Below are 13,204 nucleotides of genomic sequence, written 5' to 3' on the forward strand. Positions count from 1 at the left end.
GCGCCCCCGGACCGGCCGGGGCCGAAATTAGGCCTGCGCGTTGGAGATGAAGCTGACGGCGTCGCCGACGGTCTTGAGGTTCTTGACCTCTTCGTCCGGGATGCGCACGCCGAACTTCTCTTCGGCGTTGACGACGATCGTCATCATCGAGATGGAGTCGATGTCCAGGTCCTCGGTGAAGGACTTGTCCATTTCGACGGCCTCGGTGGCCAGGCCGGTCTCTTCGTTGACGATTTCAGCCAGGCCGGCCAGGATCTCTTCGTTGCTAGCCATGATGGCTCCTTTTCTTGTTGTTGCCGTGGGCTGCCGGTGTGCCGGGAGCTTCGGGCGGAAATGGTTCAAACCGAGGGTTCGGTTTGCTGTGGGGTTTAAAGCTGGGGAAAGACGGGGGGACAAGGACGCCTACGGAAGCACGATCACTTGGGCACCGAAAACCAGTCCGGCACCAAAGCCGATCTGCAGTGCAAGCCCGCCGCTGAGCTGCGGGTTTTCCTGCAGCAGGCGGTGGGTGGCAAGGGGGATGGACGCTGCGGAGGTGTTGCCGGCGTCGGCGATGTCCCGCGCGATGATGACGGTCTCCGGCAGTTTCAGCTTCTTGGCCATCTCGTCGATGATCCGCATGTTCGCCTGGTGCGGGATGAAGGCGGCGAGGTCACCGGCGCTGATGCCGGCGGCGTCCAGCGCCTGCTGGGCCACCTTGGCCATCTCCCAGACTGCCCAGCGGAACACCGTCTGCCCGTCCTGGCGCAGGGTCGGCCAGACCGCAGCGTCGGTGACGGCGGCTTCCTCGGCGCTCAGGGCACCGCCCTGCTTGCCGGCCGTGGCGAGCTCGCGGAGGTCCAGCATGGAGCCGGTCATGCCGATCGCGTCCCACTTGCTGCCGTCCGAGCCCCACACCGACGGGCCGATGCCCGGGGTGTCGGAGGGGCCGATTACCACGGCACCCGCGCCGTCGCCGAGGAGGAAGGAGATGGTGCGCTCGGTGTTGTCGATGACGTCCGAGAGCTTTTCCGCGCCGACCACGAGGACGTAGTTGGCCGCGCCGGAGCGGACCAGCGCGTCGGCCTGGGCGATGCCGTAGCAGTATCCGGCGCACGCGGCGGAGATGTCAAAGGCCGGCGCCGGCGTCGCGCCGAGGCGGTCGGCGAGGCTCGCGGCGGCGGACGGCGTCGCGTAGGGGTGGGTCACGGTGGAGACAATGACGGCGCCAAGCTGGGAGGCCTCGATGCCGGCCTTTTGCAGCGCCTCGCGGGCAGCGCCCTCGGCCATGTCGATCACACTGATGTCGGCGGGGGCGCGGTGCCGGGTGATGATGCCGGTACGCTGGCGGATCCACTCGTCGGAGGAGTCGATCCACTGGCAGACGTCATCGTTGGTGACGATCACGTCGGGCCGGTACGCGCCGACCCCCATGATGCGGGTGTTTTCGTGCAGGGGGGCCTGCTTCAACGTGGGTACGCTCATGCCTGTCCTTCCAGTTCTGCGAATAGGGCCAGGGCGGCGGACAGGTCATCCGGGGTCTTGACGGTTACGGTCTTTACACCCGGCATGCCGCGTTTGGCGAGTCCGGCAAGCGTCCCGGCCGGAGCCAGTTCAATCACGCCGGTCACGCCGCGCTTCACGAGGGTTTCCATGCAGCGGTCCCAGCGGACCGGGCGGGACACCTGGGCGATTAGGCTCTCGACGGCGGCATCACCACTGGTGACTTCCGCGCCGTCGAAGTTGGAGAGCAGGGGGACCTGCGGGTTCCGCGGGTGCAGCGTGGGCCGGAGGGCCTGCAGCGCCGCGACGGCGGGGGACATGTGCTGGGTGTGGAACGCGCCGGCGACCTTCAGCGGAATGACCCGCGCCTTGGCCGGAGGGTTCTCCGCGAGGGCCTTGAGCTGGTCCAGGGTCCCGGCCGCGACGGTCTGTCCGGCGCCGTTGACGTTGGCTGCCGTGGCACCGCAGGCCTCGATCGCGGCCAGGACCTCGGCCGGGTCGCCGCCGACCACGGCGCTCATGCCGGTCGGAGTGGCCGCAGCGGCAGCCGCCATGCTGTTGGCGCGTTCGCGGACGAACGTCATCGCTTCGGTTTCAGTGAGTACACCGGCCAAGGCGGAGGCCGTGATTTCGCCGACGGAGTGGCCGGCGAGGATGACCGGCAGGGTGCCGAGTTCGACGTCGAACAGGGACCTCGCGGCCACCAGTCCGGCCGCCACGATCAGCGGCTGCGCAACCGCGGTGTCCTTGATGGTTTCCTCATCGGAGGTTGTTCCGTGGGCGATGAGGTCGATGCCTGCGATCTCGCTGAGGGAGGCCAGGTGGCCTGCGACGGGAGGCAGTTCCAGCCAGGGGGCGAGAAAACCAGGGGTCTGAGAGCCCTGTCCAGGGCAGACGATTGCAAGCACGTATCCAGCTTTCCAAACTACGGCGAGATTATCGGTGCATTCATGCACCAAGCTCACAGGGTCACTTTGTAGGAAGTCTACAACTTCTCAGGGGCTATTCCGCGAAGGCTGTCGTTCCGTGGCGGGCTTCGGCGGGGCCGCGAGCCGGCCGACGACGAGGGCCGTCTGGAGCACAAAGGCCTCCCGCGGCAACAGCGGATCCCAGCCTGTGACGTCACAGACGCGCTTGAGCCGGTAGCGCACGGTGTTGGCGTGGACAAAGAGTTCGCGGGCCGTGGCCTCGAGTGAATGGCCCAGTTCGAGGTAAGTGCCGAGCGTCTCCACCAGGCCGTTCGAGGCCGCGAGCAGGGGCCGGTAGATGTTCTTGACGAGGGAGCGCCGGGCAGCATCGTCGCCTGAAATGACACGCTCCGGCAGGAGGTCATCGGCCGCGACCGGGCGCGGCGCGGCCGGCCAGGCGCGGGCGGCGGTCAGCCCGGCGAACGCGGACTGGGCCGAGCCGCTGGCCTCCAGCAGGGAACCGGCTTCGGCGCCGTAGACCACCGGGCCCGGGGCGAAGAGCTCGGCAAGCTTCAGGTAGGCGGTTTCGCGGTCGTGGACCCCGCCGAGGATAAGGATGAGCCGGTCGCCCTGGATCCCGACGAGGGCGTCTTCGGCGAACCGCCCGGCCGTGCGGCGTAGCTCGCTGACGTAGCTGGCGTTCGGTTCCGACGGCGAATTACCGACCATAACGGTGAAGCGCTCCTGCGCCTTCCAGCCCAGGGCGGCAATCCGGGACCGCAGGGCATCGGTGTTTTCGCCACGCAGGATGGCGTCCACAATGAGCGCCTCCAGCCGGGTGTCCCACGAACCGCGGGTTTCGGCAGCCCGGGCGTAGACGTCGGCGGCGGCGAACGCCACCTCCCGGGAGTACCGCAGCACCGCCTCGCGGAGTGCGCCCTGGTCTGCCTCCGGAGCGATCACGGGCACCTGGTCCTCCACCACCTCCACAACGATCCGGATCAGCTGGAGGGCCTTTTGCAGGCTGATGGAGCGGGTGAGCTCGGTCGGGGCCGTGCCGAATACGTCGGACAGGATCCACGACGGCGAGCTGGGGCGCTCGTACCAGGTAACGAAGGCGGCGATGCCGTTCTGGGCCACCATGCCCAGGGCCGAGCGCTCGTCGGAGTTCAGCCGGCTGTACCACGGCAAGGATTTCTCGAGCTGGCGCAGCGTCGTCGTGGAGAGCTGGCCGACGCTCGCCCGGAGCTTCTTGAGCGTCTCCACCTTCTCCGGAGGCATCCCCCTCGAAGTGGGCTTGCGTTTTGCGGGAGTGGTGATCGGCTCGGCCATGCATCGAGCATACGGGGCCCGCGGTCCAAGCTCCATTTGTGCAAAGGCTACAAGTCACCTTGTGCTGGATCACAATGCGCCCCTACCGGCGTCCGGCACCGGAACGGTCCCGAGGATTTAAACGCCGACGGCGGCCCCCGCCTTTCGGTGGGGACCGCCGTCGCATTTGCCGCGATGACTCTAGGAGTCGCCGCCCGCGTTGCCGGTGGTGCCGGCATTGACGTTGTGCAGGCGGTACTTCTCGATCGCCTGGGCCGGAGCCTGGGCATCCACCTCGCCGCGGCGGGCCAGCATCTGCAACGAACGGACAACCACGGAGTGGATGTCGTTCTTGAAGAAGCGGCGGGCAGCGGCGCGGGTGTCGGAGAAGCCGAAGCCGTCCGCACCGAGCGAGGCGAACTCGTTCGGCAGGAACTGGCGGATCTGGTCCGGGACGGCCTTCATGTAGTCGGTGACGGCCACGATCGGACCGGTCGCGCCGGCGAGCTGTTCGGTGACGAACGGGACGCGGGCCGGCTGGCCGGGGTTGAGGAATGCCTCTTCCTCGGCGGCCATGGCGTCGCGGCGCAGCTCGGTCCAGGACGTCACGGACCAGACGTCGGCGGAGACACCCCAGTCCTCGGCGAGGACCCGCTGGGCTTCGAGGGCCCAGGGGACGGACACACCGGAGGCAAGGATCTGCGTGCGCGGGCCGTCAATCTTGGCCGGCGCCAGCAGGTAAATGCCCTTGATGATGCCGTCGACGTCGAGTTCCGCCGGTGCCGGCGGCTGGGAGATCGGCTCGTTGTAGACGGTGATGTAGTACATCACGTTCCGCGACGGGTCGTTGTCCGCCAGGCCGGGACCATACATACGGTTGAGGCCGTCGCGCATGATGACGCCGATCTCATAGCCGTAGGCAGGGTCGTACGTGACGACGGCCGGGTTGGTTGCGGCCAGGATGGGCGAGTGCCCGTCCGCGTGCTGCAGGCCCTCGCCGGTCAGGGTGGTGCGGCCGGCGGTGGCGCCGATGATGAACCCGCGGGTCATCTGGTCCGCGGCGGCCCAGAAGGAATCTCCGGTGCGCTGGAAGCCGAACATCGAGTAGAAGACGTAGATCGGGATCAGCGGTTCGCCGTGCGTGGAGTAGGACGTGCCCGCGGCGGTGAACGCCGCCACCGAACCGGCCTCGTTAATTCCGGCGTGCACGATCTGGCCGGAGATGGACTCCTTGTAGGCCAGGACGAGCTCGCGGTCCACGGACAGGTAGTTCTGGCCGTTCGGGTTGTAGATCTTCGCCGTCGGGAAGAAGGCGTCCATGCCGAAGGTGCGGGCCTCGTCCGGGATGATCGGAACGATCCGCTGGCCGAATTCCTTGTCCCGCATGAGGTCTTTCAGCAGGCGGACGAAGGCCATGGTGGTGGCCGCCAGCTGCTTGCCGGAGCCGCGGTTCGCCACTTCATAGACCTTGTCGCCCGGCAGGGTGACGTCGGTGTGCTTGGAGCGGCGTTCGGGGACGAAGCCGCCGAGGGCGCGGCGGCGTTCCATGAGGTACTGGATCTCGGGGGAGTCCATGCCGGGGTGGTAGTACGGGGGCCGGTAGAGGTCCGTTTCGAGCTGGTCGTCGGTGATGGGGATGCGCAGGTGGTCGCGGAAGGCCTTCAGGTCCGCGAGGGTGAGCTTCTTCATCTGGTGCGTGGCGTTGCGGCCCTCGAAGTGGGTGCCCAGGCCGTAGCCCTTGACCGTGTGGGCCAGGATGACGGTGGGTTTGCCCTTGAACTCGGTCGCGGCCTTGTACGCGGCGTAGACCTTGTTGTAGTCGTGGCCGCCGCGCTTGAGGTTCCAGATCTGGTCGTCCGTGAGGTCCTGGACCATTTCCTTGGTCTGCGGGGTCTGTCCGAAGAAGTGCTCGCGGACGAACGCGCCGGACTCGGCCTTGTAGGTCTGGTAGTCCCCGTCGACGGTTTCGTTCATGATCTTCACGAGCGAGCCGTCCTCGTCCTTGGCCAGCAGGTCATCCCATTCCCGGCCCCAGACGACCTTGATGACGTTCCAGCCCGCGCCGCGGAAGAACGCCTCGAGTTCCTGCATGATCTTGCCGTTGCCGCGCACCGGGCCGTCGAGGCGCTGGAGGTTGCAGTTGATCACGAAGTTCAGGTTGTCCAGCTTGTCGTTCGCGGCGAGCTGGAGCAGGCCGCGGGACTCGGGCTCGTCCATTTCCCCGTCACCCAGGAACGCCCAGACCTGCTGGTCCGAGGTGTCCTTGATGCCGCGGTTCTGCAGGTACCGGTTGGACTGGGCCTGGTAGATCGCGTTCATCGGCCCGATGCCCATCGAGACCGTGGGGAACTCCCAGAACTCCGGCATCAGCCGCGGGTGCGGGTAGGAGGAGAGCGCATGGCCTTCCTTGGACTTCTCCTGCCGGAACCCGTCCAGGTCCTCCTCGGAGAGCCGGCCCTCCATGAAGGCCCGGGCGTACATGCCGGGGGAGGCGTGGCCCTGGAAGAAGACCTGGTCCCCGCCGCCGGGGTGGTCCTTGCCGCGGAAGAAGTGGTTGAACCCGACCTCGTAGAGCGTCGCGGCCCCGGCATAGGTCGAGATGTGCCCGCCGACGCCGATATCGGGCCGCTGCGCCCGGTGCACCATGACCGCGGCGTTCCACCGCAGCCAGGCCCGGTACTTCCGCTCGATCTCCTCGTCCCCGGGGAACTCCGCTTCCTGGTCCACCGGGATCGTGTTGACGTAGTCCGTGGTCGTGACCATCGGAACACCCACGGACTGCGCGCCGGCCCGCTGGAGCAGGCTGCGCATTATGTACTGGGCACGTTCGGTGCCCTGTTCCTGAATCAGTGTGTCCAGGGACTCCAGCCACTCGGCGGTCTCTTCCGGATCACGATCAGGCAGCTGGTTAGTCAACCCGCTGAGGATATGGGAGGTCTCTTCTCCTGCAGCCACGTCCAACCTCTCTTTGAGCGCATTCATCGGCGCCCTCAGCTCCGGCAGGGTAACTGCCTGGCGTGAACGCGACGTGTGCGACGTATCGGTTACAACTGCCCGGTCATGTGCGCCGGGCAAGGTCCAATCACAACTATGCCCGCCTGCGTCAGCGGGCGTTCGCCCTCTCGGGCGTAGTCGTCACCAGCCACTCTAGCTGTGACCGCTCGGGGATGCGTAGCTGTCGCATGGGGGTCCTGTCGTATTTGACCGGCATACTGGTTGTGTGACGATGTGCCGCCCGGCGGCGCTCGGATCGCCGTGTGTGACGCAGAATATGGCGGATCGCGGGGCCAACAGCTTGAAGCGCAGGCGCAAAGGGTGTTGGCTTGGAGTAATGGAAATCACTAGAGCTATTGAAAACACCAAGCATAGGAGCAACACGTGAGCGAGGCCGACGCCGCCACTTCGGTAAATGTGGCGGAAAAACTGGGTTTCAAAACCGGGGACCTGATTCAGGAATTCGGTTATGACGATGACGTCGACTTCGATCTACGCGACGACATCGAAGATCTCACCGGCTCGGAACTCTTCGATGAGGACGACCACGAGGTAGTCGACGCCGTGATTCTGTGGTGGCGTTCCGGCGACGGTGACCTCGTGGACACCCTGGTTGACTCGTTGACCACACTGGCCGAGGGCGGCGTTATCTGGGTGCTGACCCCGAAGTCCGGCCGGGTCGGCTACGTCTCACCGGCCGATATCCAGGATGCCGCGCCCACCGCTGGCCTGCACTACACCACTTCAGCGGGCGTCTCCAAGGACTGGAGCGCCACCCGGGTCACGCGGAAGAACAAGTGACCCAAACCGCAGCGGCGCGCGTAATAGCGGACCAGGCAGTTGACGCGCTTGCAGTGCCCGCCGTCGGCGAGGCGGCCCCGGACTTCGAGCTGCTGAACCAGTACGGCGAACCTGTCAGGCTCGCCGAACTCGTCGGTCGCAACGTCGTCCTCGTGTTCTTCCCGTTCGCCTTCTCCGGCATCTGCACGGGGGAGCTGTGTGAAATCCGGGACAACCTGGCGCTGTTCGAGGATGCCGACGCCGTCGTGCTGGGTATCTCAGTGGACAGCAAGTTCGCCCAGCGGGCCTACGCCGAGAAGGAAGGCTATGCCTTCGACCTGCTGGCCGACTTCTGGCCGCACGGGGCCGTCGCCGAACAATACGGGGTGTTCGATCCCGGAAGCGGGATGGCAAAGCGCGGAACTTTCATCATCGACGCGAGCGGAATCGTGCGTTACGTGGTGGTGAACCCCCGCGGCCAGGCCCGGGACTTCGCCGGCTACCGCGCCGCCCTGGCGGGACTCGCAGGGAACTGACGCGGTGAGGACGCGGCGGCCCGGGATCGGCATGACTGGCTTTGCCAGCCTGCCCCCGGTCCCCGCCGCGGAACCGGCCCGGGACGAGCTCGAGGTCCTGCAGGAAATCCACGGCATACTGGCCGGGGAACGGTTCGCGCTGCTTACCGGGGCCGGCCTGAGCACCGACTCCGGCATCCCGGACTACCGCGGACCGGGCGCTGCGCCGCGGGCGCCCATGACGTACCAGGAATTCATCGGCGCGCCGGACAACCGCCGCCGCTACTGGGCCCGCAACCACATCGGCTGGTCCCACCTGCGCCGGGCCGACCCCAACGACGGCCACGCCGCCGTCGCCCGGCTGGAGCACCGCGGGCTGCTGACCGGACTCATCACCCAGAACGTGGACCGGCTGCATGAGGACGCCGGCAGCGTCAATGTGGTGGACCTGCACGGCCGTTTTGACCAGGTGGTCTGCCTCGCCTGCCACCGGCGGTACAGCCGGACGCTGCTGGCGGGGGTTCTGACGGAGCTCAACCCCGGCTTCCTGGAACGGGCCCTGGCCGCCGGTGTGATCGAAATGGCCCCGGACGCCGACGCCACGGTCGAGGACGAGGACCTGATCGAGAGTTTTGTCGTCGCCCACTGCCCGGCCTGCGGCGGCACCCTCAAGCCGGATTTCGTCTACTTCGGTGAGAACGTCCCCAAAGACCGGGTGGAACGCTCCTACGCCATGGTGGATGAGGCCGGCGCCCTCCTGGTGGCCGGCTCCTCGCTGACGGTGATGAGCGGCCTGCGGTTTGCCAGGCACGCGGCCAAGCACGGAAAACCCGTGGTCATCATCAACCGGGGCCAGACCCGCGGGGACGAGCTCGCCACGGTCAAGCTCGATGCCGGCGTCAGCGAGTCGCTGCGGTGGCTCGCCGACGAGCTTCCGCCGCTCTGAGCCCGATTGGCGTTCTGCCCGCCGCATCCGGTACAGTAGCTGTTCGTTGGTTCAAGCGCTGAGGCGTGGAAACCGCGGTTTTGGGTCTTTAGCTCAGCTGGTAGAGCGCCACGTTTACACCGTGGATGTCATCGGTTCGATCCCGGTAGGACCCACCAAGGAAAAACCCCGTCAGCGCAGGCCTGGAGGCCGCACGGCGGGGTTTTTTGTGCGCCGCGAAAATTGTCGGGGCCTCACCCTACCGTTGCGGGTATGGAACACGTGATGGTGAAATCAGGCCCGGATGGACGGCCCCAAGCGGTGGTGCGCGCCGGCCGGGAATGGATTGTCGGTGCGGAGCCCGTCCGCTGGTTCGAGCGGGTGAGCTGGTGGGAGGCGGAGCGGCGGATGCCCAAAGGACTGAGCCGGGTCGACGTCGAGGTCTGGCAGGTCCAGGCGAGACTGGGCCGCAACTCGGGTTCTGCCCTCACCACGATGGAAATCATCCGTGACGGCCTGGGCGGCGGCTGGCGGCTCCGGGAGGCGATCGCCGACGCGGCATGACCGCTTCACATGAGCGGCATGTCCACTGGCGTCACGCACTGCAGGTGCCGGGGCATTGGAAAAGCCTTCCACCGCGACTATTGGGGGATGCCGCGGTGGAAGGCTTGTGTATGAATATACCGTGAATAATAGGAAATGTGAAACAGGCCGCGGCGACTCCGTGCTGCGAAAATGCCTATTCGATGGCGAAATTATCGGCTAACGCGCGGCCTGGGGTTGGCTGGCCTGACACAATCCGCCCCACCCCAACGGCGGCCTAGGATGTCTTCATGATGCCAAAGATCGCCCGCCGCATAGCCCGGGTCCGCCCGCTGTCCGAGGATTCCGGGGACGAGCACTTTTTCGTCGCCAACGATGCCCCTGACTTCGACAGCGAAGCAGGACGGGCGTGGACGGTGATCGACTCGCCGTTCCCGGGTTCCCCGGCGAACGCCGGCAGCGCGCCCCGCAGGGGCTGGGCAGCCGGCGGCACCGTTGACGAGGGCTCGTTCATTTTCCTGGCGCCCAGTGTCCCGGCCAACGTTCTGGGAATGGCGCACAACACCGGCCAGGCGGGCCGCGATCTCCCGCCGCAGGCTTTCCACAAGGCAGCGACCAGTGTGGTCGGTCCGGGAGAGGCAATAGAACTGGGGCCAGGGGTGGGCCGCGTTGATCCGGAAGCGGAACTGACGATTGTCATCGGACGCAAGGTCCGGAGGCTGACCCTCGGCAATGCACGGACGGCAGTCCTGGGTTTCACCATTGGAAATGATGTCTCCGCCCGGGACCTGCAGCAGTCGGATGCGTTGTGGATCAGCGCCAAGAGCCAGGACACCTTCACTCCGGCCGGGCCGTGGATCGTCACGGGGCTCAATGGTGCCGACCTGGCGATCGGGATCAGGCACAACGGCGCCGAGCTCAAGTCGGCCAGCACAGCCGATCTTGGCTGGGGGGTGGACGAAATCCTCGTCTACCTGACGTCCTTCATGACGCTGCACCCTGGCGATCTCGTGCTGACGGGCTTCCCTGCCGAGTGCGCGCGCCTGAGCGCCGGTGACACCGTAACGTGCCGTATTGAAGGCATCGGTGAGCTGACGAATCCGGTAGTGGCCGTCGATTGACGGCGTTCGCGCCGGCCGCTGCCGGACCACACCCCTGCGGCCCCTGATTCTCACGGCGAATCGCAGCCCCGGGGGCGCGGTTCGGCGCGCCCGACACTATGATGGTTAGTGTTCAACTGACTGAACAGCTCCGGATGCAGGGCGCCGGCGCCCTGCACGCGATCCCTGAAGGAGAATCATGGCCGATTCCCGAGTTTCCCGCACCCCTGACGGATCGGGGAGCGCCTCACCCGCGCCGGCGGTCACCCGTGCCGCCGCTGTGCTGGAGGCGCTGGCCTCCTCTGCGACCGGGCGGCTGACGCTGAGCGATCTCGCCAGGGAACTGGGCATCCCCAAATCCTCGACGTCGAACCTCCTGCTTGCGCTCGAGGAGGCACGGCTCATCAACCGCCAGGGTGCCGAATTCACGCTCGGGCGCAAGCTGGTAGAGCTGGGCGCGGCGTACCTGAGCCGTCTGGACGAGGTCCAGGAGTTTTACCGGTTCTGTGAACAGGCGCCCACCCTCTCGGGCGAGACGGTCCGCATCGCCATGCTCGATGGGACCAACGTCATCTACCTGGCCCGGTACGAAGGCCATCCCGCGGTCCGCCTCACCTCCAACATCGGCGACAAGATGCCAGTCTCCCTTTGCGCCGTCGGCAAGGCGCTGATTGCGCGGCTGCATGACCACGATGTGGCCGAGATGTTTCCTGATGACGCCCAGTTGCCCGTCCTGACTCCGAAATCCCTGCGCACGGGGGCGGAGCTCAAGGCCCAGCTCGCCGTCATTCGCGAACAGGGCTACGCCTTCGAGGATGAGGAATCCACCACCGGCGTCGTCTGCCTGGCCGTCTCGGTGCCGACCCGCGGCGCGCACGGACCCAGCCTGGGCCTGTCCGTCACCGCCCTGAAGGCAACCTACTCGGAAGAGCAGGGCGCGCTGATGGTCAAAGAACTGAAAGAACTGGCCCGGTCCCTCGGCAATCCCATGGGGTAGCGCCGGCCGCCGCCCGGTAGGGATGCGAACCGAAAATAAATCCGATATTACGTAGGCGAATCGATCAGCCTGTTGTACGCTGTTCAACATGGTGATCGGCCCCTCGGGGGTTGCTCACATCCCACCAGACCAACGGGGGTCTGGAGTGTTCTTGAGGGAGTGCTTGTGACAACTAGTACTAATACACCGCTGGCTAAAGCGGACGGCGCCGTCGTCGATCCGGAACAGCTGCGAAGGGCAACACTTGCCAGCTCCGTAGGCTCCGCTCTGGAGTACTACGACTTCTACATTTACGGCCTGGCTTCGGCCCTGATCTTCGGCCCGCTGTTCTTCTCGCCGCTCGGCGAGGACGGGGCCCTGATCGCCTCGTTTGCCACCTACGGGGTGGGTTTCGCGGCCCGGCCGTTCGGCGGGATGATCTTCGGCCACATCGGCGACAGGTTCGGCCGCAAACTGGTCCTCATCCTCACGATCGGCCTGATGGGCACCGCAAGCTTTGCCATCGGGCTGCTTCCGACCTTCGAACAGGCCGGCATGCTCGGAGCGGTCCTGCTGGTGACGCTGCGCATCCTTCAGGGACTGGGCGCCGGCGCTGAGCAGGCGGGCGCCACGACACTGATTTCCGAAGTCGCGCCGCGCCACCGCCGGGGCTTCTTTGCTGCTCTCCCGTTTGTCGGGATCCAGCTGGGTACCCTGCTCGGTGCCGGAACATTTGCCCTGATTGCAATGGCTGACAAGGACGTCCTGGAGGGCTGGCTGTGGCGGGTTCCGTTCCTTGCCAGCGTGGTCCTGATTGCGGTAGCCGTCTTCATTCGGCTGCGGCTGAAGGAAACGCCCGTCTTCCAGGAGCTGGAGAAGCACAAGAGCGTGGCCAAGAACCCCCTCGGCCAGCTCTGGAAGCACTCCAAGAAGAACGTTCTGATCGGCATCGGCCTGCGGATGGGTGAGAACGGCAACTCCTCGATCTACTCCGCCCTGCTCATCGCGTTCATGGCGTCGAAGGACGGCGTATTCCCGGGGGACAAGTTCATCGGCCCGGTGGGCCTGCTCATTGCCGCCGGCTTCGCCGCCATTATGGTGGTGACTTTCGGTGCGCTCTCGGACAGGTTCGGGCGTGTGCCCGTCTACCGCTACGGAGCGCTCTTCCAGGCCCTCATCGCGCTGCCCGCGTTCTATCTGGTGACTCTGGGCAACGTCACGCTCGTCTGGATCGTCATGGTGGTGGGTATCGCCCTGGGCGTTCAGTCCATGCTCGGCCCGCAGTGCCCGCTCCTTCCCGAACTCTTCGGCTCCCGGTACCGGTTCACCGGCGTGGCCATGAGCCGCGAACTCTCGGCTGTCTTCGCCGGCGGGCTGGTGCCGCTGGTGGGCGCCGCCCTCCTGGCCGCCACTGATCACTCCTGGCTGGTGCTCGCCATCTACTCGCTGGTTCTTGCTGCCATCTCCTTTGTCACCACGTTCTTTACCCCGGAAACGGTGGGGCGCGACCTCTTGCTGACGGAGGATGCCAGCTAGTCGCTCCCGGGCACTCCGCCGCCCGCCGGCGCCGGACCCAAGGCCGTGTCCCTTCCGCACAGGAAGGGACATGGCCTTCCCGCGTTTTTCGAGGCGCGCCTGGTGTGCCGATTGGCGGCGACGCGGGGGTGCAT

The 13,204-nt window shown here is 66.4% G+C and carries 12 protein-coding genes and 1 tRNA gene; 8 read left to right on the forward strand and 5 right to left on the reverse strand.

The window, feature by feature from the left end; translation table 11 throughout:
- Positions 1–27: 27 nt before the first annotated feature.
- From J2W14_RS11780 to aceE, 5 genes are all read right to left on the reverse strand, one after another.
- A complete protein-coding gene (locus tag J2W14_RS11780) occupies positions 28–273 on the reverse strand; it encodes an acyl carrier protein (RefSeq protein WP_079554778.1) in 246 nt (81 codons plus the stop codon).
- Positions 274–402: 129 nt separating this feature from the next.
- Positions 403–1,464: a beta-ketoacyl-ACP synthase III gene (locus tag J2W14_RS11785; RefSeq protein ID WP_307462594.1), complete on the reverse strand. Its 1,062-nt coding sequence runs from the start codon at positions 1,462–1,464 to the stop codon at positions 403–405.
- Positions 1,461–2,390, reverse strand: coding sequence for an ACP S-malonyltransferase (locus J2W14_RS11790; RefSeq protein ID WP_307462597.1), 930 nt, complete (start codon positions 2,388–2,390; stop codon positions 1,461–1,463). Before J2W14_RS11790 ends, J2W14_RS11785 begins: the two co-directional genes overlap by 4 nt.
- Before the next feature lie 87 nt (positions 2,391–2,477).
- Positions 2,478–3,722: a PucR family transcriptional regulator gene (locus J2W14_RS11795; protein ID WP_307462599.1), complete on the reverse strand. Its 1,245-nt coding sequence runs from the start codon at positions 3,720–3,722 to the stop codon at positions 2,478–2,480.
- A 180-nt stretch (positions 3,723–3,902) separates the two neighbouring features.
- Complete coding sequence (gene aceE, locus J2W14_RS11800; protein WP_307462601.1) at positions 3,903–6,683, reverse strand: pyruvate dehydrogenase (acetyl-transferring), homodimeric type; 2,781 nt, start codon at positions 6,681–6,683, stop codon at positions 3,903–3,905.
- A 396-nt stretch (positions 6,684–7,079) separates the two neighbouring features.
- Here aceE and J2W14_RS11805 point away from each other — a divergent pair, with 396 nt between their 5' ends.
- The 8 genes from J2W14_RS11805 (at position 7,080) to J2W14_RS11840 (ending at position 13,070) form a co-directional block, all read left to right on the forward strand.
- Positions 7,080–7,496: a DUF3052 domain-containing protein gene (locus J2W14_RS11805; RefSeq protein WP_226761795.1), complete on the forward strand. Its 417-nt coding sequence runs from the start codon at positions 7,080–7,082 to the stop codon at positions 7,494–7,496.
- A complete protein-coding gene (locus J2W14_RS11810) occupies positions 7,493–8,011 on the forward strand; it encodes a peroxiredoxin (protein ID WP_370871270.1) in 519 nt (172 codons plus the stop codon). The genes J2W14_RS11805 and J2W14_RS11810 overlap by 4 nt, the downstream gene beginning before the upstream one ends.
- A gap of 31 nt (positions 8,012–8,042) precedes the next feature.
- Positions 8,043–8,936, forward strand: coding sequence for an NAD-dependent protein deacetylase (locus J2W14_RS11815; RefSeq protein WP_370871271.1), 894 nt, complete (start codon positions 8,043–8,045; stop codon positions 8,934–8,936).
- An 82-nt stretch (positions 8,937–9,018) separates the two neighbouring features.
- Positions 9,019–9,094: transfer RNA gene (locus tag J2W14_RS11820), tRNA-Val, on the forward strand.
- A 94-nt stretch (positions 9,095–9,188) separates the two neighbouring features.
- Positions 9,189–9,479, forward strand: coding sequence for a hypothetical protein (locus J2W14_RS11825; RefSeq protein ID WP_307462607.1), 291 nt, complete (start codon positions 9,189–9,191; stop codon positions 9,477–9,479).
- A gap of 269 nt (positions 9,480–9,748) precedes the next feature.
- Positions 9,749–10,579, forward strand: a complete 831-nt coding sequence (locus J2W14_RS11830; RefSeq protein WP_307462609.1) for a fumarylacetoacetate hydrolase family protein — start codon at positions 9,749–9,751, stop codon at positions 10,577–10,579.
- Between the two features lie 178 nt (positions 10,580–10,757).
- Positions 10,758–11,555 (forward strand): IclR family transcriptional regulator, encoded by a 798-nt coding sequence (locus tag J2W14_RS11835; protein ID WP_307462611.1) that lies wholly within the window; start codon positions 10,758–10,760, stop codon positions 11,553–11,555.
- Between the two features lie 165 nt (positions 11,556–11,720).
- Complete coding sequence (locus J2W14_RS11840; protein ID WP_307462613.1) at positions 11,721–13,070, forward strand: MFS transporter; 1,350 nt, start codon at positions 11,721–11,723, stop codon at positions 13,068–13,070.
- Positions 13,071–13,204 lie beyond the last annotated feature (134 nt).

Origin of the sequence: Pseudarthrobacter oxydans (assembly GCF_030812335.1) — a bacterium.
Taxonomy (GTDB): Bacteria; Actinomycetota; Actinomycetes; order Actinomycetales; family Micrococcaceae; genus Arthrobacter; species Arthrobacter oxydans_B.

Excerpts from the sequence above, each read along its gene's own strand:
- J2W14_RS11780 (WP_079554778.1), bottom strand. The coding sequence starts at position 273 with ATGGCTAGCAACGAAGAGATCCTGGCCGGCCTGGCTGAAATCGTCAAC.
- J2W14_RS11785 (WP_307462594.1), bottom strand. The coding sequence starts at position 1,464 with ATGAGCGTACCCACGTTGAAGCAGGCCCCCCTGCACGAAAACACCCGC.
- J2W14_RS11795 (WP_307462599.1), bottom strand. The coding sequence starts at position 3,722 with ATGGCCGAGCCGATCACCACTCCCGCAAAACGCAAGCCCACTTCGAGG.
- aceE (WP_307462601.1), bottom strand. The coding sequence starts at position 6,683 with ATGAATGCGCTCAAAGAGAGGTTGGACGTGGCTGCAGGAGAAGAGACC.
- J2W14_RS11815 (WP_370871271.1), top strand. The coding sequence starts at position 8,043 with ATGACTGGCTTTGCCAGCCTGCCCCCGGTCCCCGCCGCGGAACCGGCC.
- J2W14_RS11825 (WP_307462607.1), top strand. The coding sequence starts at position 9,189 with ATGGAACACGTGATGGTGAAATCAGGCCCGGATGGACGGCCCCAAGCG.
- J2W14_RS11830 (WP_307462609.1), top strand. The coding sequence starts at position 9,749 with ATGATGCCAAAGATCGCCCGCCGCATAGCCCGGGTCCGCCCGCTGTCC.
- J2W14_RS11835 (WP_307462611.1), top strand. The coding sequence starts at position 10,758 with ATGGCCGATTCCCGAGTTTCCCGCACCCCTGACGGATCGGGGAGCGCC.